This window comes from Rhizobium bangladeshense (assembly GCF_001662075.1).
Lineage (GTDB): Bacteria > Pseudomonadota > Alphaproteobacteria > Rhizobiales > Rhizobiaceae > Rhizobium > Rhizobium bangladeshense_B.
The window spans coordinates 38,555-57,206 of sequence record NZ_LYPL01000001.1 but is presented as its reverse complement, the minus strand read 5'-3'; the positions used below and the strand labels follow the sequence as shown (position 1 = coordinate 57,206).

The following is an 18,652-nucleotide window of genomic DNA, read 5'->3' as shown; positions in this document are numbered from 1 at the left end:
GATGATTGAGTATGAAAGCCTTGCGCAGGCCAACCGCGCGCTGATGGAAGAGTTGGAGGCGGTTGCATCCCGCGTCATTCGCTCCGGTTGGTACATACTTGGGAATGAGGTCTCCTCATTCGAAGCTGAATTCGCTGCCTTTGCCGAAAGCAAACATTGCATCAGCGTGGCCAATGGCCTGGATGCGCTGATCCTGTCGATCGAAGCGCTCGACCTGGCGAAGGGCAGCGAAATAATGGTTGCCTCCAACACCTATATAGCCACCATACTGGCAATTCTTCGCGCCGGCCACAAACCCGTTCTGGTAGAGCCGGAACGCGAAACGTTCGACATTGATCCGGAGCGCCTTCCCGCGGCGCTGACACGCAACACGCGGGCAATATGTGTGACGCATCTTTTCGGCAAGGCCTGCCGGATGACGGAGATTACAGCATTTGCGCGCGAGCATGGCTTGCAGGTGATCGAGGATTGCGCCCAGTCTCACGGCGCACGCTATGACGGCAAGCTGACGGGGACCTTTGGAATTGCCGGCTGCTTCAGTTTCTATCCGACCAAGAACCTTGGTGCTCTGGGAGATGCCGGCGCGATCGTCACGGACGATGATGCGTTCGCCGATCGCCTCAGGCATATGCGCAATTATGGTTCGAAGAAAAAGTACGAAAACGTCTATGTCGGCGTGAATTCCAGGCTTGATGAAATGCAGGCGGCATTCCTGCGGGTCAAACTGCGGCACCTCGAGCAGGTAACTGCACATAAGCGGGCATTGGCCGATATCTATTTTGCCAACCTGCCGAAATGGCTCGCGCAACCGCTTCGTCGATCTGCCGAGTACGACGTATTTCATATTTTCGGGATACGTCACCCGGCCCGCGACGAATTGCGCCAATGGCTGCTCGATAACGGAGTCAAGACCGAGGTGCATTATCCGATACCGCCGCATCGGCAGAAGGCGATGCAAGGCATTCTTTCCGGCGATTATCCGATTGCCGATGAACTGCATGCCACCGAGCTCAGCCTGCCTATATCGGCGGGGCATAGCAACGACGAAATCGAGCGCGTCTGCAGGTTGCTTGCCACGCTCCCGGAAAAGCTGAAGTTGGCGGCATGACAGAGCACCTGAAGCGATCGGCCTCCGCACACGAGGAAGATTGGGATATCATTATCAAGCCATCGAAGGGCAGCGCGCCGGATCTTAGGCTTGTCTGGCGCTATCGCGATCTCATCTGGATGTTCTTCAAGCGGGATTTCACGACATTCTACAAGCAAACCGTTTTGGGGCCGGCCTGGTACATCATTCAACCGTCATTGACGGCCATGACCTATTATGTCGTGTTCGGAAAGATAGCCAATCTTTCCACGGATGGCCTTCCGCCTTTCTTGTTCTACATGTCGGGCACGATCATCTGGAGTTACTTTGCTGCGTGCCTGACCAATAATTCCGAAGTATTCTCCAAGAATGCCAATCTTTTCGGAAAGGTTTATTTCCCCAGGCTTGTGGTGCCGCTATCCGTCGCGATGAGCGGCCTTGTTGCGTTTGCGATCCAGTTCCTGCTGTTGCTGATAGTCGCCTTCGGCATCAAGTTCGCGTATCCCGACCTGGCATTGAGCTATCGGTTTCTGTTTTTGACGCCACTGATATTGCTCTACATTGCGGTGCTGGGTGTGGGCGCCGGGCTCGTCGTGTCTGCCCTCACGGTTCGTTTCCGCGATCTCGTCTACGCCGTCGGATTTATGACGCAGCTCTGGATGTATGCGACTCCGATCGTATATCCATTCAGCCAAATCCCTGAACGATATCATTGGTTCTATTATCTTAATCCAATGACGATGCCGGTTCAGACCTTTCGCTGGGCGCTATTTGACGTTTCTGCTTTGCCGGTCGGTCTCTATTTTGCCAATCTGGCAGTGACCGTTGCGATCACCTTTTGCGGCCTGGCACTTTTCTCGCGTGCGGAAGCCAACGCGATGGATACTGTCTGATGAACGATGTCGTTATTCGAGCTGAGCATGTCAGCAAGCTATATCGTCTCGGCGTGATCAATCACGGCACTCTTTATCGTGATCTTCAGAGTTGGTGGGCGAAGTGGCGCAATCTTCCCGACCCGAATGTTTCGGTATCAGACTTTACGTCTGACCGGGGCAGACAGGCGCGGCTGAAGGGCGACATCTTCTATGCGCTTGATGATGTTTCCTTCGAGGTCGGGCACGGCGAGATCGTCGGAATTATCGGCAGGAACGGCGCCGGAAAATCCACGCTGCTGAAGGTAATGTCACGTATCACCATGCCCAACTCGGGTTTCATCGGTATACGGGGCAGAATCGCCAGCCTGCTTGAGGTTGGCACCGGATTTCATCCAGAGCTCACCGGTCGAGAGAACGTCTATCTCAACGGCGCCATCCTTGGCATGAGTCGTGCGGAGGTCAGATCTAAATTCGAGGAGATCGTCGAATTTGCCGAGATCGGTGAATTTATCGACACGCCGGTGAAGCGATATTCCTCTGGAATGTACGTTCGTCTGGCTTTCTCCGTCGCGGCGCATCTTGAGCCGGAAATTCTCCTGGTCGACGAGGTCCTGGCTGTCGGCGACGTCAACTTCCAGAACAAATGTATGGGCCGCATGCAGGAAGTGACGAAGGCTGGCCGAACGATCATCTTCGTCAGCCACAATATGACCGCGATAAGCAGCATCTGCCCGAAGTCGATCTTGATGGCCGATGGCAAGGTCGCGGCAATGGGCGATACTGCAGATGTGATAAAAGCCTATCTCGATCGCCCTGAATTCGGCGGCACGGCGACTTACGCGGTCAATCCCGAGGACGTCGATGGGAAGGCGGTCATATGCCGTGTCGCAGTCTTGAACGAGAAGGACGAGGTTTCGGGAACGCTGGAACTGTCGAAGGGATTCTCCGTCGAGGTCGAGTACGAGTTAAGGGAGCCTCTTTCCGGCCTTTCGGTCGGGATGCAGATCATGATGGAGGATGGCTATACCCCCCTCGTCAGCCTTTCCGATCCCGAGCTCGACATTGGGCGTTTGGAGACCCGGCCGGCCGGCTACTATAGAGCCCGCGTCAGGTTTCCCGGGTTTCTCCTCAACACGGGCACCTTCTACCTGCGACTCGGCATATCGAGCCGGTTCTCGATATATTCCGTCGCCGAGGGTATTCGGTTTGATGTGGAAGATAATGTCGGAATTATCCAGATGCTCGGTCAACAACGGAAGCCGTCGATTTCGGCGATACAATTGCCTTGGGAGGTTGAGAAGGTCTTCCAGCGCGATTCTGAAGGTGTTTTGAAATGAAGAAGGCGCTTGTCACCGGAGCAGATGGGTTCATCGGCTCTCATCTTGTGGAGACGCTGGTAAGATCGGGCGTGGAAGTCCGCGCACTCTGCCAGTACAATTCTTTTTCCAGCTGGGGCTGGCTCGATCAGTCCGAATACCGCGGCAAGTTCGAGGTGATCCTCGGAGACGTCCGCGATCCAGCCCAGATGCGCTCCGTCGCCAAAGGCGTCGACACGATCTTTCACCTTGCCGCCTTGATCGCAATTCCCTATTCCTACCAGGCTCCATCAAGCTATATCGATACCAATGTGCATGGGACGCTGAACGTCCTCCAAGGCGCCCTCGATGCCGGCGTCGGAAGAGTGATCCAGACCTCGACGAGCGAAGTCTACGGCACGGCGCGTTTTGTGCCGATCAGCGAAAGCCATCCGCTGCAGGCGCAGTCGCCCTATTCGGCGTCCAAAATCGGCGCCGATGCGATCGCTTACAGCTATCATTCGAGCTTCGATCTGCCGGTGACGATCGCACGGCCTTTCAACACGTACGGCCCGAGACAATCGGCGAGAGCAGTTATTCCCACGGTGATCTCACAGCTTCTGAGTGGACGGACGACGCTGAAACTTGGCGCGCTCTCACCCACGCGGGATTTCAACTTCGTTCAGGATACGTGTGACGGCTTTCTCGCCCTCGCTGCTTGCGACGAAGCCGTCGGGCAGACGGTCAATATCGGCTCCGGCGGCGAGATATCGATCGGCGATACCGTTCGGCTGATCGCCGACATCATCGGCGTCAGCGTGGAGATCGAATGCGACGAACAGCGGTTGCGTCCGGCAAATAGTGAAGTTGAACGCTTGTGCTGCGACAACAGCCTGATCAAGTCTCTGACGGGATTTTCGCCCCGCTACAGCTTGGAAGAAGGTCTGAAGGCCACTGTTGAATGGCTGCGCCAGCCGCAGAATCTGGCGAGATACAAGGCGGATATCTTCAATGTCTAGACGTGCGGTCATTCTGGCGGGCGGAATGGGAACGCGGCTGCGGCCTTACACCGTCGTGCTTCCAAAGCCGCTGATGCCGATCGGCGATTATCCCATTCTCGAGGTCATTATCCGTCAGCTGATAGCAGGTGGCTTTCAGCACATAACGCTTGCCGTCAACCATCAGGCCGAGCTGATCAAGGCGTTTTTCCAGGATGGCGACAAATGGGGCGTGCGCATCGATTATTCGCTCGAGGACGAGCCGCTTGGGACAATGGGACCGCTGCGGCTGATCAAGGATCTGCCGGAGAATTTCCTTGTCATGAACGGGGATATTCTCACGGACCTGAACTATGCCGATTTTCATGACGCGCATGTCCGCGACGGGAATATATTCACGATTTCGTCCAAGACACGCCAGCATCGCATCGATTACGGCGTTCTCGACACCGGCGAGAGCGGGCTGCTGACCGGCTTTCGAGAGAAGCCGACGGCCGAGTATAAGGTCAGCATGGGCGTCTATATGGTGTCGTCGGGGGCCGTCGAACACATACCGCAGCGGGGCGCCTACGGCTTTGACCAGTTGATGCTCGATCTTCTGGCGGCCGGAAAGCCGGCCACTGTTCGCGATTTTGCGGGCTATTGGCTCGATATCGGACGCCCTGACGATTATGCCTTGGCGATCGAGCAGTTCGAAACCATGCAGTCCAGGTTCTTGAATGGTTGATGCCATCGTCACCGGTGCTGGCGGCTTTCTCGGGAAGCGTCTGGTTGAGCGGCTTAAACAGGCCGGCGTCCATGTGCTTGCGCTTGACCGGACACATGGTGACATAAGCGAAGAGGGAATGTGGCAGGAGCTTCCCGCTGCCGGCACGCTGTTTCATCTGGCAGGCAGGACATTCGTTCCCGACAGTTGGGCGCAAGGCCCGAGCTTCATGGCCGCCAATGTTCTCGGTACGCAGCATGCTCTGAACTGGTGCAAGCGGCACAAGGCCAAGCTCGTATTCGCAAGCGCCTATGTATACGGAGTGCCGGAGCGACTGCCGATCCAGGAAAGCGATCCGGTCAGGCCGAATAACCCTTATGCGCTTTCCAAGCATCTTGCCGAACAACTCTGTGAGTTCGCTGCCACACATGAGCAAATACCGGTCGTGGTATTGCGCCTTTTCAATATATATGGGGATGGGCAGCGCCCGGAGTTCCTGATACCGACACTTCTGAACCGGATACGGGCGAAGCAGGACATAGAGGTCATGGACCTCAGTCCGCGGCGGGACTACGTCTTCGTTGACGATGTCCTGAGCGCCTTCGCCAAGGCCATGGACGTGCCGGAAGGTTACCACTGCATCAATATCGGCTCCGGCAGGTCGTATTCGGTGCAGGAAATAATCGATATCTTGCAAGAGGCCGCCGGCACTGCTCTACCTGTAGTGTCATCTTGCGCCGTTCGGCGGAATGAAATACCTGACGTGCGGGCCGATATTACAAGGGCTCGCGCTGTTCTTGGATGGCGGCCGGAATGGGATCTGCCGGCCGGAATCCGCGAACTGATGAAGGAGTCGTAAATTGAACGAGCGTTACGTTCCGATCAACAAAGGCAACTACTCGATGGACACGGACGAGCGCGAAGCCGCGTTCGATAGATACCGTGGCGAGGGTTGGGAAGCCGAATACGCGGATTACCGTCGCAAGTGGTCGGAATATGCCCTGAATCAGCAGGTTTCGGATTATCCGCTGCTGGTCGATCTCGAGTTGGCGTCGATCTGCAATCTGCGCTGCCCGATGTGCTATACGATCAGCGACGAGTTCAAGAAGAACGTCAACACCACCCGGATGGACTGGGACCTCTACTGCCGCATCATCGACGAGATCGGCGGCAAGGTTCCCGCCATCCGTCTGTCGCTGCGCGGCGAAGCCACCCTGCACAAGCGCTTCGCCGACTGCGTGCGCTATGCCAAGGACCACGGCATTAAGGAAGTCTCCACCCTCACGCACGGCTTCAAGCTCAACAGAGACTATTTCGCTCAGCTCGTCGACGCCGGCATCGACTGGATCACCGTCTCAATCGACGGCACCGGTGAGACCTACGAGAAGATACGCAAGCCGATCAAGTTCGAAGCCCTGCTCGACAAGATCAAGGACATAAAGAAGTACAAGGACGAGCGCGGCCTGCACCGTCCTGTTATCAAGGTGCAGGGCATCTGGCCGGCAATCCGGGAAAACCCTGATCTCTATTACGAGACCTTCGCGCCCCACGTGGATCTGGTCGCCTTCAATCCGCTGATCGATTACCTCGGCAATGATTCAGACATCGCCTATCTCGACAACTTCACTTGCCCGCAGCAATACCAGCGTTTGGTGATCGGTGCCGACGGCTTGGTCATGAAGTGCTCGAACGACGAAGAGAATCGCGAGGTTATCGGCGACGCGAACACCGAAACCGTGCATCAGATCTGGCACGGGGAAAAAATGAACGCCGTCCGTGCTCTGCACAAGGAACCGCAGGGCTTCCTGAAGAGCGAGGTCTGCCGCAGGTGCTACCTGCCGAGAGAGACCAACGACGAAACCGCACAGATTTGCGGCAGACAGGTCATTGTCCGGAATTACGTCGACCGGAACCAGGAAATCGGGCGATAGGCGGCAGATTGGGCCGGGGCATCCACCAGGGCGCCAGCTAATTTTGCCGCTCGTGAATTACAGGGAGTGACGAATGTTCCGCAACTACCGGCCTGATCGCTGCTATATCATAGCCGAGATCGGCGGCAACTTCACGACGCTTGATCAGGCAAAGCGCCTGATCGACGAGGCAAAGGCGGCGGGAGTGGATGCCGTCAAGCTACAGACCTATCGGGCGGAGACGCTGTCGAGCCGCAATGCCATGTTCGATATGGAAAACACCGGCGTTACTTCGCAATTCGAACTCTTCCGCAAATATGAAATCGGACACGAGCTTCATGAAGCGGTTTTCCGCTATGCGGAGGAGCATGGGCTGGACTGGTTTTCGTCGCCGTCCCACGAAACCGATGTCGATCTGCTTGAGAGGTGCGGAGTTGGCGCCCACAAGGTGGGTTCGGACGATGCGGTCAACATCCCCTTTCTCCGCTATCTGGCAAGAACGGGCAAGCCGATCATCCTGTCAACGGGCATGTCGACGCTCGAAGAAGTTCGGGAATCCGTCGCAGCAATCAAGGAAGCGGGCAACGACAAGCTCATTCTGCTGCATGCCATCACAAGCTATCCCACGCATCCGGAAAATGTGAACCTGGGCGCAATGCAAACGATGATGGAGGCGTTCCCGGATCTCGACGTTGGCTATTCCGACCATACATTGAACCCTGTCGCAAGCCTTTGTGCGGTCGCAATGGGGGCCCGCGTCATCGAGCGGCATTTCACCTACGACAAGGCCGCCGACGGTCCCGATCATATGCTTTCGGCTGATCCAGCGGAGATGAAATGGCTTGTGGATGCGATACGCGCGTTCGAGATCATGAAAGGCAGTGGCCGCAAGGAGCCGGCTGCAAGCGAAGCGACCACCAGGCTGAACAACCGCAAGAGCGTCGTTCTCAATCGACCGCTCAAAGCCGGTGATGTCATCTCCGCCGGCGACATCTCGGTTAAGCGGCCGGGAACGGGGATCGAGCCAAAGCATCTCGAAACTCTCGCCGGGCGACGGGTGATCAGGGATCTCGACGGCGACGCTGTCCTGCAGTGGGGCGATCTGGCGTGACGCTTGGAATCATCATCCAGGCGCGGATGGGATCGACGCGGCTGCCGGGAAAAGTCCTTCGCGACATTTCTGGAAGGCCCCTTCTCGGACATGTTCTTGGCAGGCTTCAGATGTTGAAGCGGCCGGCCAAAATTGTCGTCGCGACATCATCGGCCGGCGAGAACGATGTTATCGAAACTTGGTGCCTCGAGCACGGCGTAAACTGCTTTCGCGGCGACGAAGCCGATGTTCTCGATCGCTATTTCGAATGTGCAAGGTTGCTTGGGATGTCGGATATCGTGCGATTGACCGCCGATAATCCGTTCACCGATATCGAGGAGCTGGAGAGACTGATCGATCTGCACCAGAAGCAGGGATTTGACTACACGCACGCATTCGGCCAGTTACCGATTGGCGTCGGCGCCGAGATATTTACCTTTGAAGCCCTGTCGCGCAGTCATCGCGAAGGAAAGCTGCCGCACCATCGCGAACATGTGAACGAATACTTCACCGATCGGCCCGAGCTCTTCAAGATCGGCCAGCTCGATATTCCCGCTGCCAAAGCCTCTCCGAACCTGCGCCTGACGGTGGATACCGAGGAAGACTGGCGACGTGCCTGTGCGCTCGCCGCGCAGGCGGGTGCGACCTGGCTTGGGACAGAGGAAGCGATCAGGCTATGTTCGTTTTCTGCATAGAGAGTTCGCATGCCCGCGGCATGGGGCATCTGTTTCGGTCGCTGACGCTCGCCGCCGAACTGCGTTCGCGCGGTCATTCGGTCCGTTTCCTGGCGAACGATCATCCGAATTCACTGAGAATCATCCGAGAGCGCGGCTTCGACGTCGTGCTTTACGATCTCGCCGCCGTCACGGGATGGGAGGAGGGTCTCATAGACCCCGCCGGTCCGTCACCGATCTGGATCAATGACCGTCTGAATACGCGGCGATCTCACAGCGAAACGATCAAGGGCTTGGGCGCCAAGCTCGTCACTTTTGATGATCGCGGCGACGGCGCGGAACTCGCCGACGTCAACATCTGCGCTCTCCTTTTCGAAAAGACGGAGGATCTGAGGGGCAAGGATGTGAGGCTGGGGGTGGAGTACATGATACTCGACCCTGAAATTGCGAGATATCGCAGAGTTCGGCAAGGCCTTGCATCGATCCTCGTCACGCTCGGGGGCGCCGATACCTATGGCGTCACGGTCCGCGTCGCCAAATGGCTGAGCAGCAAGGCTTTTCCGGTCACCATCGTCACAGGCCCGAGCTTTCAGCACATGGCGGAGCTTGAAGAGGCCGTCTCGACAGCCGCGCCGGACCGGTTCAAACTGCTGAGCCAGGTGCCGTCGCTTGCGGCAGAGATGTATCGGCACGATCTGGCCATTACCGGCGGCGGCGTTACGCCCTTCGAAGCCTGTGCGGCCGGCCTGCCCTGCGTGGTGATCGCCAATGAACCTTTTGAAATCCCGGTCGGCCGGGCTCTTGAACAATTGGGGGCAGCATTCTTCGCCGGACATCACTCGGCATTCGATCTCGGTATCCTGGAAAAGCCGATTCCCATCAGGAGCATGAGCGAGACCGCCATGACCAAGATCGACCTCGGCGGGGTCGGTCGCGTCGCCGATTTGCTGGAAAGATTGGCTGCATGACCATTACAGCGGTTATTCATCAGCCGGACTTCGCATCATATCTCGGCTTTTTTCAGCGGTTCCTCAACGCCGACCTCTACATCGTTCTGGATCACGTTCAATTCGTCCATGGCACGAGCAAAAGCTGGACGCATCGCGACAAAATAAAGACGGCGCAGGGCGATCGGTGGCTCACCGTCGGAATCAGGAAGCCGAGTTTGGGCACGCCGATCAACGAGGTGGAATTGGCGCCGAGCAGCGGTTGGATCGACCAGAATCTTTCCCTGCTTCGTGAAAACTATCGGAAGTCCGCCGGTTGGAGTGAGGTTTTTCCGCGTATCGAGGCTCTCTACGGCAAGCGGTTCGATCTGCTGGCCGATTTCAACATGCATTTCCTCGATGGCATCCTGGATATGCTTGAAATCACGATGCCGACAGTCCGGTCGAGCACCTTAAGCCCGGAGGGGCAGAAGAACGAATTGCTTATCGAACTGCTGCGCAAGGTGGGAGCAACACGCTATCTCTCAGGTCTCGGCGCGCGCGGCTATATGCAGCCGGAGCTGTTCGAGGCAGCCGGGATCGAAATCGAATGGCAACATTTCGTCCACCCGGTTTATCCACAGCCGTTCGGCGAATTCATGCCCTATCTCAGTATCCTCGACACACTGCTGAATTGTGGTATTGCAGGCACGCGTGACCTGCTCTGGAGTTGCAAATGAATATTCTCGCGATCGGTGCCCATTTTGACGACGTGGAGCTCGGCTGTGGCGGTGCATTGGCACGCCATGCGGCAAACGGCGACACGGTTTACGTCTATGTCGCAACCGTATCCGGCTTTTCCAACCAGTATGACCAGTCCGTGCGCAGCAGCCAGGTCGCCAGAGCCGAAGCGGATGCCGCAATGGAAATTCTCGGGGTCCACAAGATGTTTTGCGGCGAGTTCAAGACGCTGCAGATCGAATTCGTCGATCCGCTGAATATCGAGATCCTGAAGCTCGTGCAGGATCTGAAGATCGACATGGTCTACACCCACTGGGTCGGAGACATTCACCACGACCATCTTGCCTTGTCGAGGGCGTCGCTGCACAGCTGCCGCCATGTGCCGCGCCTTCTGATGTATCGCAGCAACTGGTATCATTCGACGGTCGATTTCCGCGGGAATTTCTACGTCGACATCACCTCCCATTGGGATCAGAAGGAAAGAGCGATCCTTGCCCATGAATCCGAAATGGAGCGCACAGGACGGAAATGGGTGAGCTTCTTCCGCAATGAAGCCGAGAACGCCGGCCAGCGCATCGGTGTTAAATACGCCGAAGTCTTCGAGGTGGTGAAGTGGTTGCAGCCTTGAGAAAGGTTTTGACCTTTGGCTCCATGCTGCTTCCATATGGTGTGCATGAGCTGAGGCGCAGACTGAGTAATCGTCAGAGCTTCTCTTCTGATGTTGCGAAATCCCTGGCAGGAAATAGACAGCTCGCCGGCCTGCATGCGGGCCAGCGCTGCTTTGTTTTGGGGAATGGACCGAGCGTCAAGGGCTTGGATCTATCGCGGCTTCAGGGCGAAAACGTTGTGACCGTTTCCAACGGCTATTTGCATTCCGATTTTGACGCGTTCCAACCTCGCTATCATTGTGTACCGCAGATTACCTACGGATTGATGACGCCGGAAGACGTCATCCGCTGGTTTGAAGAAATGCATTCACACCTCGGAGCTGCGGAACTGTTCCTCAGCTCCACCGAAGCGGAGCTCGTTCGGAAACACGATCTTTTTGCAGGCCGAACGGTTCGATATCTCGTGCTGGGCGGCAGCTTCGACGATCGGTCGTCAAAGGAAATCGTCGATATCTCTCGCCCGGTGCCACGTGTCGAGTCGGTGCCGGTGATGGCCTTGATGATAGCCATGTATCTCGGTTTCAAAGAGATCGTCCTGCTCGGCGTCGACCACGATCATTTCCTGTCATCGAGCTACCAATACGCGTTCGATCTCAGGGTGCAAAAGGGCAAGGATAGCACCGCAAATGCCGACGGCACCTTGAATACGAACCGTCACGACGACTTTCAAGCGCTGGCGCGACTGTGGCGGCAATATCGAGCCATCGCAAATATCGCGAAAGCAAATGGTATTCGCATCGTCAATTCCACACCCGGTGGAGCACTGGACGAATTTGACCGGCGGCCTTTCCAAGCCTGGTTCGAGAAATGAAGCGCATCAATTTTTCGCTGCCGGGCATTCATTGTTTGCTTGAGATGACGCGGGAATCGCCGCAGGCCCGTGAACAGGACACCTGGAGCGAATTTCGGCGTCATAACGTCTATTTCGACGGACCTCACAATGATTGGCGCTCGGCCGTGGCTGCCTCCGACGGATATGATGCGCCGACGATCTTCACCAAGGTTCTTGAGGCGACACGCGCAGTTGTTCAGGGCCGTGCCGCCTACGAGCGAGACACCGTAGTCTTCACGGAGAGAAGTTACTCGCACCCGTTGCTTGCCTGGCTTCTCTATGCCGCATCTCGGTCCGATCTTCGTTTGAGGGTGGTGGATTTTGGCGGCGCACTGGGAAGTTCCTATTTCCAACACCGATCGGCGTTGGCGCATCTTGCGGAACTGAAATGGTGCGTTGTCGAGCAGCCACATTTTGTGAGCGCCGGCCGAGCGGAATTCGAAGACCAGCAATTGAGCTTTTCCGACAGCCTCGATGAGGCGATCGATCGTGTGAAGCCCACTGTCGTTCTGCTCTCCGGTGTCCTTCAATATCTTCAAAATCCTCATGAATATCTCGAGGATATTCTGTCGAGAGGTGTCAAGTTCATACTGATCGACAGGACCGCCGCGCAGTCCGACGTCGCAGCCGCACCCTTTGTGCAGCATGTGCCGGCGTGGATCTACAGCGCGAGCTACCCGGTATGGTTCCTGAACGCGGATGAAATGCAGAGCAGCTTTGCAAAACATGATTATGAGGTTGTGGATCGTTTCCAGCCAACTGGAACATTTGGCTTCGTGACGCCGCCGCCCTTGCAAGAATTGAAGCGTTGGGGCATTGGCGTTACACCAGCCCCTCGGCAGCACGAATGGCCGTATGTTGGCTGGTTTCTTGAGAAGCTGGAAATCTAGCGAATGCGCGTGAACGTCATTATCCCTGTTTTCAATCGCCTTGAACATACCCGAAAGGTGTTGGAAGCGCTGAGGGGGCAGACCATCTCTGACGCCTTGACGATTGTCATCGTCAACGACGGCTCGACCGATGGAACCGCAGGGTACCTGCAATCGCAGAGCGATGTGATTGAAATCCGGGGGGACGGCAATCTCTGGTGGGGCGGCGCCATCGAGGAAGGATTGAAACATGTGCTTCCTGCCTGCCAGCCGGACGACTATGTTCTGTTCCTCAACAATGATACCTGGTTCGACGGCAATTTTGTTGAAGCCCTGGTGCAGGCATCCAAAGAAAACGGCGGAGCCGCGGTTGGAAGCGTCATCCATGAAGAGGGGCGGGATCCGCCTCTTGTCAGTATTGGGGCCAAGGTCAACATCAATCGGCTTGCCGTCTGGGATCTGCTCTCGGAATTGAGCGAAAAGGAAAAGCGGTCGCCCGCCAGCCAATATAGTGTCGATGCATTGAGTGGTCGAGGAACGCTCTATCCGGCGCACCTGTTCCGGAAATATGGCGGCATGCGCCCGCGCCTTCTGCCGCACTACATGGCTGACTACGAAATCGCCATGCGCTTCGCGCGTGCGGGGATTCCTTTGGTTGTCAGCAGCAAGGCAATCGTCTATTCGCCTCCGGTATATGGAAACGACGCGTCCAGCCTTTCCTGGCGAAAGCGGTTGTTTGGCAGGCGTTCGGCGCACAACGTGTTTCAGCGTCTTATTTTTTACTCGCTTGTCGGGTCTCCGGTGCAACGCATGACTGCGCCGATCCGTATGGCCTATTTCTCCTGCAGCCGCGCGTTTTCAACGTGGAGGTCATTGGCGAAACGAAAGGAAGGAACGATATGAGCGGCGGCCAGCATCAGCAGTGCATCGCGTGCGGATCGACGATGCGAACCTTTATCGAGCGCATCAGCGATGATCGATACGGTTGCCCGGGCGTCTACTCCATAGACCGGTGCGTTTCCTGTGGTCACATGTCGACGGCGCCACGGCTGACCGAAGAAGATCTGCCGGCGCTCTACAGCAATTACTATCCCCGCCGGGAGATCGACTTCGATGCTCTCGAAAGAGAGGCCGCTCTCGTCGAGAAACCTCTCGCCGGCTTCCGCCGGTGGGTTGCCGGTACTGACAACCAGGGACATTATCTTGCCAAGCCGGGGCAGAAGGTACTGGATATCGGCTGCGGCTCGTGTCTCTCTCTTCTGGAGATGCGCAAGCTCGGCGTGGAATGCTGGGGTGTCGAGGCTGATCCGAACGTTCGTACGATCGCCGAAAAATATGGCTTACGCGTTCATATCGGCAACATCTATGACGTGCCGTTTGCCGATCAGAAATTCGATCTGATCGTCCTCAACCAAGTCATCGAACATGTGCCCGATCCGCTTGCGATGCTGGCGGCCCTGAAGGACCGGCTGAATAAAGACGGACGCGTCATCTTGGCTTTCCCGAATACCGGTTCCTTTCATCGTAAAGTCTGGAAGCAACGGTGGATAAACTGGCACATTCCCTACCATCAGAATCACTTCAACCGAACGTCCTTTGCGTTGCTGGCGCGAAAATCCGGTTACGATGTCGAGCGCATCCGAACGATCACGCCGAATTTGTGGTCAGTCCTCCAGCTGAGAACCTCTCAGGAACAGCGACAGGAAGGCAAGGCCTCCAATACCTGGTCGGAAAGCGGCAGTTCCCAGAAGCCGCCGAGCTTTGTTCGAAAGCTTCGCAACGTCGCGGCTTCGCGCAGCGCGCGGCTTGCCGGCGTCATGATGGGGTTTGTCAACCGGACTCTGGATGCGATGGGACAGGGCGATAGCCTCCTGGTAGAACTTCGTCTCTCAGCGACAAGGAACTAGGATTCAGCCTCATGCGGATTGCCGTATTCGACACTTATTATTCCCGATTTTTGGCGATGCACTATCGCCGCAACCGGGATTTGAGGTCGGCCTCTTCCAAAAGGCAGACGGACGCCCTGCTTGAGGCTGCGTTCGGCACGTCGGATTTCTATTCGCGCCACCTGAAAGATCTCGGCTGCGAAGTCATTGATATCATCGGCAATTGTGTTCCGCTGCAATCGGCCTGGGCGCGGGAGAACAACGAGCCGTTCAGCCCGTGGGCAATGAAGTTGCCGCATCGATTTTTCAGATTGCCTTATGTCGGCGCGCGCCTTGCCGCGCTGCCTGGCTTGCTCGAGGTCGCAATGGCGCGGGTCCGAGCATTTAAGCCGGAGGTCCTCTACTGTCAGGATCTCAGCTTTTTCCCGCCGCATGCGTTGATTGAGTTAAAAAAGACGGTGCCTTTGATTGTCGGCCAGATCGCTTGTCCGCTGCCCCCGGACGGCTTTCTGCGGCCCTATGATCTCATCCTGACATCCTTCCCGCATTTCGTGCCGCGTTTTCACGAGATGGGGATCAAATCCGAATATTTCAGAATCGGCTTCGATACCCGGGTGCTCGATATTCTCGGTGATGTCCCGCGCGATGTGCCGGTAAGCTTTGTCGGCGGCATAAGCCGGCATCACGGCAAGGCGATCCCGCTGCTCGAACACCTGGCCGATACCACGCCGATACAGTTTTTCGGCTACGGCGCCACGACGCTGCCCCGCTCCTCTCCGATTCGCAAACGCCACAATGGCGAAGTCTGGGGCCCGGATATGTACCGCGCTCTGGCCCGCAGCCGGATCACCGTCAACCGGCATATCAATGTCGCCGAAAACAATGCCAATAATATGCGGCTCTATGAGGCGACCGGGGTCGGATCGCTGCTCATAACCGACAGGAAAGATAATCTCGGTGAGATTTTCGACGTCGGCACGGAGGTGGTTGCCTATTCCAGTCCTGAGGAAGCGGCAGAGCTCGTCCGCTACTATATAAACCACCCCGACGAGGCCGACGCGATCGCAAAGGCTGGTCAGGCAAGGACGTTGAAGGACCACACCTACAAGTCGAGAATGGAAGAATTGATGCCGATCCTCGAGCGACATCTGGAGGAACAGGGTTGATGTCGTTTCTGCGCGCGGCAGTCAATCGCTTCCCGGGAGTGAAGAGCCAGCTAAAGCGATTGCGTGACCGGCTGTTGCCTGCGACATCCGTATCGTCTCGCTATGTCGAGATAGATGCGGCTCGTCGAGACAGCGAAAGTTCGCGCCTTGCCGCATCCTGGAAGGCGAGCGATCTACCCGCCCGTCAGAGAGCCCTCGTCGAGCGCCAGCTGAAGGAATATCGCGGCGGCGCCTCCATCGACGTATTCGATGTTTTTACCGCCGCATTGCGCAAGATCGACAATCTCCCGGCGAATGGCTCGCTGCTCGAAATCGGTTGTTCCAGCGGATATTATTCTGAAGTGCTTGATGTGAATGGCTTGCCGTTGCGGTATCGCGGCTGCGATTATTCGGATGCTTTCATTGCTATGGCGCGCAGCACCTACCCGGGACTGTCATTCGATGTGGAGGATGCAACGCGGCTCAGCTATCCGGATGATACCTTCGATGTCGTCGTCTCGGGATGTTGCCTGCTGCATATTCCCGATTATGAAGCGGCGATCGCCGAGAGCGCCCGCGTTGCCAAGGATTACGTCATTTTTCACCGCACGCCTGTTGTTTATGGCGAGCCGACGAAGTATTTCCGCAAACAAGCCTATGGCGTCGAGACCATAGAGATCCATTTTTCCGAGCCCCAGCTATTGGACATGTTTCGAGTTCATGGCCTGGAAGTCCTGGCGACCTTCACGCTGAGTGAGAACGTGGACCCGCGTGACAGCGGCAAGGGCAATGCAAGTCGCACCTATTTGTGCAGGAAACAATCCCGATCATGACGAACTACTTCTGTACCCTTTTCGACAGCGGCTATCTCATCAAGGGGCTGGCCATGATGGAGAGTCTCGTCCAGTGGTGTCCCGACGCGCATGTTTTTGTGCTTTGCATGGACCAGGAAACGCAGGAGATACTGACCGCCTCCAAGCGGTCCTACATCACCTGCATTGCACTTGCCGATCTGGAGACGCCGGAACTCCTGGAAGCCAAGAAATCGCGTGGCGTCGCTGAATATTGCTGGACCTTGTCGCCGTGCCTGCCGACCTTCGTGCTGGAGCACCATCCCGAAATCGACTTCATCACCTATCTCGATTCCGATCTGCTGTTCTATTCGCCGATCCGTCCAATTCTCGACGAAATCGGCGATAATTCCATCGCGATTATCGAGCATCGTTTTGCCCCGCGGCTGCAGAACAGGGAGGTGAACGGCCGTTTCTGTGTGGAATGGGTGAGTTTCCGTCGCGATGAAGAGGGAATGCGCTGCCTTGCACGCTGGCGCGAGCAGTGCATCGAATGGTGCTATTATCGTCTCGAAGACGGCAAAATGGGCGACCAGAAATATTTGGACGAATGGCCGGATCTCTATCCGAATTGCCATATCATCGAGCATCCCGGCGCTGGGGTTGCTCCTTGGAATTACGAGAAGTCGCATTTTACGCAGGACGCATCCGGCCGGATCGAGGTCGATGGTTCACCTTTGATCTTTTATCACTTCCACCAGTTCCAGTTGCTGGCCAATGGCGTGTTCAGCCGGCTGTCGACGTTCTACACCAACGTTCGCGCGGAGCCGGACGCTGTCTACGTGGCTTACGAGCGTGCGCTGATGCAGGCCCTGCACGAGATCAGGACGATTTCCCCTGGCTTTTCCGGTGGCCTTCGCCCCGTAGCCCTGGTGCTGGCGCGCAGATGGGTGCAGCGTCATGTACCCTTGCCGGTCAAGCGCTTCCTGCACCATTTCATCAGGTATTGACGTCACGCTCTCGGCGGGAGCCCCGCCTCCTCCAACCCGTTATTGGTACTGACGGTCGATCCACTGGCGGTAGCTGCCGCTTGTCACGTTTTTTACCCAGGCTTCGTTGGCGAGATACCATTCGACAGTCTTGCGAATGCCTGTCTCGAACGTCTCACTCGGGCGCCAGTCCAGGTCGCGCTCGATTTTATCAGCATCGATGGCGTAACGGCGATCATGACCGGGCCGGTCCCGCACAAAGGCGATCTGGGACTTGTAGCTTGCTCCGTCCGGCAGGGGTCTCAATTCATCGAGGATCTCGCAGAGCGTATTGACAACCGAGAGGTTCGTCAGTTCGTTCCTGCCGCCGACATTGTAGGTTTCGCCGACTTTTCCATTTTCCAGAACGCGTCGGATCGCGCTGCAATGATCTTTCACGAACAGCCAGTCGCGCACCTGCATTCCGTCTCCGTAGATCGGAATCTGTTTGCCCGAGAGGGCATTATGAATGACCAGGGGAATAAGCTTTTCGGGAAAGTGATAGGGGCCGTAGTTGTTCGAACAGTTCGTCGTCAGAACAGGCAGGCCATAGGTGTGATGATAGGCGCGGACCAGATGATCGCTGGCCGCCTTGCTGGCGGAATAGGGGCTGTTGGGCTCATATTTGCGCTGTTCGCTGAAAGCGGCCTCGGTCGGAGCCAGCGAGCCGTAGACTTCGTCCGTCGATACATGGAGAAAACGAAAGCTGGCGCGGAAGGCTTCATCCTGTGCGGCAAGAAATCCGCGGGTCGCCTCCAGCAGGCGAAACGTGCCGACGATATTCGTCTGGATAAATTCTTCAGGTCCGTGGATCGATCGGTCGACGTGACTTTCGGCGGCGAAGTTGAGGATTGCACGCGGACGATGGGAGCGGAGCAGTTCCTCGACGAGATCGTAGTCCGCGATGCTGCCTTTGACGAAGAGATGGCGCGGATCGCTCCAGACAGAGGTGAGATTTTCCAGATTGCCGGCATAGGTCAGCACATCCAAGTTGAGGACCGGTTCATCCTGAAGCGCAAGCCAATCGAGCACGAAGTTCGCGCCGATGAAACCAGCTCCTCCTGTCACCAGGATCATTTTTCCTCCTTGGAGATCAGACAATGTGTGATGCTCTGTCTCACCGCGCCGGTC

General features: G+C 56.7%; 20 protein-coding genes. 19 read left to right on the top strand and 1 reads right to left on the bottom strand.

Annotated features, from left to right (window positions below; translation table 11 throughout):
* Position 1 precedes the first annotated feature (1 nt).
* From A7X77_RS00280 to A7X77_RS00190, 19 genes are all read left to right on the top strand, one after another.
* Positions 2-1,108, top strand: coding sequence for a DegT/DnrJ/EryC1/StrS family aminotransferase (locus tag A7X77_RS00280; protein ID WP_064681059.1), 1,107 nt, complete (start codon positions 2-4; stop codon positions 1,106-1,108).
* Positions 1,105-1,980 carry an ABC transporter permease gene (locus A7X77_RS00275; RefSeq protein WP_064681058.1) on the top strand — a complete coding sequence of 292 codons (876 nt, stop codon included), beginning with the start codon at positions 1,105-1,107 and terminating at the stop codon, positions 1,978-1,980. Before A7X77_RS00280 ends, A7X77_RS00275 begins: the two co-directional genes overlap by 4 nt.
* Positions 1,980-3,299 carry an ABC transporter ATP-binding protein gene (locus A7X77_RS00270; RefSeq protein ID WP_064681057.1) on the top strand — a complete coding sequence of 440 codons (1,320 nt, stop codon included), beginning with the start codon at positions 1,980-1,982 and terminating at the stop codon, positions 3,297-3,299. Before A7X77_RS00275 ends, A7X77_RS00270 begins: the two co-directional genes overlap by 1 nt.
* Positions 3,296-4,276 (top strand): NAD-dependent 4,6-dehydratase LegB, encoded by a 981-nt coding sequence (locus tag A7X77_RS00265; RefSeq protein WP_064681056.1) that lies wholly within the window; start codon positions 3,296-3,298, stop codon positions 4,274-4,276. The genes A7X77_RS00270 and A7X77_RS00265 overlap by 4 nt, the downstream gene beginning before the upstream one ends.
* Entirely contained in the window at positions 4,269-4,982 is a 714-nt protein-coding gene (locus A7X77_RS00260) for a nucleotidyltransferase family protein (RefSeq protein ID WP_064681055.1), read from the top strand. The genes A7X77_RS00265 and A7X77_RS00260 overlap by 8 nt, the downstream gene beginning before the upstream one ends.
* A complete protein-coding gene (locus A7X77_RS00255; RefSeq protein WP_064681054.1) occupies positions 4,975-5,820 on the top strand; it encodes an NAD-dependent epimerase/dehydratase family protein in 846 nt (281 codons plus the stop codon). Before A7X77_RS00260 ends, A7X77_RS00255 begins: the two co-directional genes overlap by 8 nt.
* A 1-nt stretch (position 5,821) precedes the next feature.
* Positions 5,822-6,892, top strand: a complete 1,071-nt coding sequence (locus A7X77_RS00250; protein ID WP_064681053.1) for a radical SAM/SPASM domain-containing protein — start codon at positions 5,822-5,824, stop codon at positions 6,890-6,892.
* 73 nt (positions 6,893-6,965) lie between these two features.
* Positions 6,966-7,982, top strand: a complete 1,017-nt coding sequence (locus A7X77_RS00245; RefSeq protein WP_064681052.1) for an N-acetylneuraminate synthase family protein — start codon at positions 6,966-6,968, stop codon at positions 7,980-7,982.
* A 26-nt stretch (positions 7,983-8,008) separates the two neighbouring features.
* Entirely contained in the window at positions 8,009-8,656 is a 648-nt protein-coding gene (locus A7X77_RS00240; protein ID WP_245293699.1) for a cytidylyltransferase domain-containing protein, read from the top strand.
* Positions 8,638-9,603: a PseG/SpsG family protein gene (locus A7X77_RS00235; RefSeq protein WP_064681050.1), complete on the top strand. Its 966-nt coding sequence runs from the start codon at positions 8,638-8,640 to the stop codon at positions 9,601-9,603. The genes A7X77_RS00240 and A7X77_RS00235 overlap by 19 nt, the downstream gene beginning before the upstream one ends.
* Positions 9,600-10,301, top strand: a complete 702-nt coding sequence (locus tag A7X77_RS00230) for a WbqC family protein (RefSeq protein WP_064681049.1) — start codon at positions 9,600-9,602, stop codon at positions 10,299-10,301. The genes A7X77_RS00235 and A7X77_RS00230 overlap by 4 nt, the downstream gene beginning before the upstream one ends.
* On the top strand, positions 10,298-10,930 hold the full coding sequence (locus A7X77_RS00225; protein ID WP_064681048.1) for a PIG-L deacetylase family protein: 633 nt from the start codon (positions 10,298-10,300) through the stop codon (positions 10,928-10,930). The genes A7X77_RS00230 and A7X77_RS00225 overlap by 4 nt, the downstream gene beginning before the upstream one ends.
* Positions 10,915-11,781 carry a hypothetical protein gene (locus A7X77_RS00220; RefSeq protein WP_064681047.1) on the top strand — a complete coding sequence of 289 codons (867 nt, stop codon included), beginning with the start codon at positions 10,915-10,917 and terminating at the stop codon, positions 11,779-11,781. The genes A7X77_RS00225 and A7X77_RS00220 overlap by 16 nt, the downstream gene beginning before the upstream one ends.
* Positions 11,778-12,692, top strand: a complete 915-nt coding sequence (locus A7X77_RS00215; RefSeq protein ID WP_064681046.1) for a TIGR04325 family methyltransferase — start codon at positions 11,778-11,780, stop codon at positions 12,690-12,692. The genes A7X77_RS00220 and A7X77_RS00215 overlap by 4 nt, the downstream gene beginning before the upstream one ends.
* 3 nt (positions 12,693-12,695) lie before the next feature.
* Positions 12,696-13,574 (top strand): glycosyltransferase family 2 protein, encoded by an 879-nt coding sequence (locus A7X77_RS00210; RefSeq protein ID WP_064681045.1) that lies wholly within the window; start codon positions 12,696-12,698, stop codon positions 13,572-13,574.
* A 128-nt stretch (positions 13,575-13,702) separates the two neighbouring features.
* Positions 13,703-14,578, top strand: coding sequence for a class I SAM-dependent methyltransferase (locus A7X77_RS00205; RefSeq protein ID WP_245293693.1), 876 nt, complete (start codon positions 13,703-13,705; stop codon positions 14,576-14,578).
* Positions 14,579-14,589: 11 nt separating this feature from the next.
* The gene (locus A7X77_RS00200) at positions 14,590-15,723 is read left to right on the top strand and encodes a CgeB family protein (RefSeq protein ID WP_064681043.1); all 1,134 of its coding nucleotides are present in this window, start codon (positions 14,590-14,592) and stop codon (positions 15,721-15,723) included.
* Positions 15,723-16,535 (top strand): class I SAM-dependent methyltransferase, encoded by an 813-nt coding sequence (locus A7X77_RS00195; protein WP_064681042.1) that lies wholly within the window; start codon positions 15,723-15,725, stop codon positions 16,533-16,535. Before A7X77_RS00200 ends, A7X77_RS00195 begins: the two co-directional genes overlap by 1 nt.
* Positions 16,532-17,503, top strand: coding sequence for a hypothetical protein (locus tag A7X77_RS00190; RefSeq protein WP_064681041.1), 972 nt, complete (start codon positions 16,532-16,534; stop codon positions 17,501-17,503). Before A7X77_RS00195 ends, A7X77_RS00190 begins: the two co-directional genes overlap by 4 nt.
* Positions 17,504-17,542: 39 nt before the next feature.
* Here A7X77_RS00190 and rfbB read toward each other — a convergent pair whose 3' ends face one another.
* Positions 17,543-18,598: a dTDP-glucose 4,6-dehydratase gene (gene rfbB, locus A7X77_RS00185; RefSeq protein ID WP_064681040.1), complete on the bottom strand. Its 1,056-nt coding sequence runs from the start codon at positions 18,596-18,598 to the stop codon at positions 17,543-17,545.
* Positions 18,599-18,652: the final 54 nt, after the last annotated feature.

Coding starts and splice junctions, on each gene's coding strand:
- A7X77_RS00215 (WP_064681046.1), top strand. CDS start 11,778: ATGAAGCGCATCAATTTTTCGCTGCCGGGCATTCATTGTTTGCTTGAG.
- A7X77_RS00255 (WP_064681054.1), top strand. CDS start 4,975: ATGGTTGATGCCATCGTCACCGGTGCTGGCGGCTTTCTCGGGAAGCGT.
- A7X77_RS00260 (WP_064681055.1), top strand. CDS start 4,269: ATGTCTAGACGTGCGGTCATTCTGGCGGGCGGAATGGGAACGCGGCTG.
- A7X77_RS00230 (WP_064681049.1), top strand. CDS start 9,600: ATGACCATTACAGCGGTTATTCATCAGCCGGACTTCGCATCATATCTC.
- A7X77_RS00240 (WP_245293699.1), top strand. CDS start 8,009: ATGGGATCGACGCGGCTGCCGGGAAAAGTCCTTCGCGACATTTCTGGA.
- A7X77_RS00245 (WP_064681052.1), top strand. CDS start 6,966: ATGTTCCGCAACTACCGGCCTGATCGCTGCTATATCATAGCCGAGATC.
- A7X77_RS00270 (WP_064681057.1), top strand. CDS start 1,980: ATGAACGATGTCGTTATTCGAGCTGAGCATGTCAGCAAGCTATATCGT.
- rfbB (WP_064681040.1), bottom strand. CDS start 18,598: ATGATCCTGGTGACAGGAGGAGCTGGTTTCATCGGCGCGAACTTCGTG.
- A7X77_RS00235 (WP_064681050.1), top strand. CDS start 8,638: ATGTTCGTTTTCTGCATAGAGAGTTCGCATGCCCGCGGCATGGGGCAT.
- A7X77_RS00195 (WP_064681042.1), top strand. CDS start 15,723: ATGTCGTTTCTGCGCGCGGCAGTCAATCGCTTCCCGGGAGTGAAGAGC.
- A7X77_RS00275 (WP_064681058.1), top strand. CDS start 1,105: ATGACAGAGCACCTGAAGCGATCGGCCTCCGCACACGAGGAAGATTGG.
- A7X77_RS00280 (WP_064681059.1), top strand. CDS start 2: ATGATTGAGTATGAAAGCCTTGCGCAGGCCAACCGCGCGCTGATGGAA.
- A7X77_RS00200 (WP_064681043.1), top strand. CDS start 14,590: ATGCGGATTGCCGTATTCGACACTTATTATTCCCGATTTTTGGCGATG.
- A7X77_RS00210 (WP_064681045.1), top strand. CDS start 12,696: ATGCGCGTGAACGTCATTATCCCTGTTTTCAATCGCCTTGAACATACC.
- A7X77_RS00190 (WP_064681041.1), top strand. CDS start 16,532: ATGACGAACTACTTCTGTACCCTTTTCGACAGCGGCTATCTCATCAAG.
- A7X77_RS00225 (WP_064681048.1), top strand. CDS start 10,298: ATGAATATTCTCGCGATCGGTGCCCATTTTGACGACGTGGAGCTCGGC.
- A7X77_RS00265 (WP_064681056.1), top strand. CDS start 3,296: ATGAAGAAGGCGCTTGTCACCGGAGCAGATGGGTTCATCGGCTCTCAT.
- A7X77_RS00205 (WP_245293693.1), top strand. CDS start 13,703: ATGTCGACGGCGCCACGGCTGACCGAAGAAGATCTGCCGGCGCTCTAC.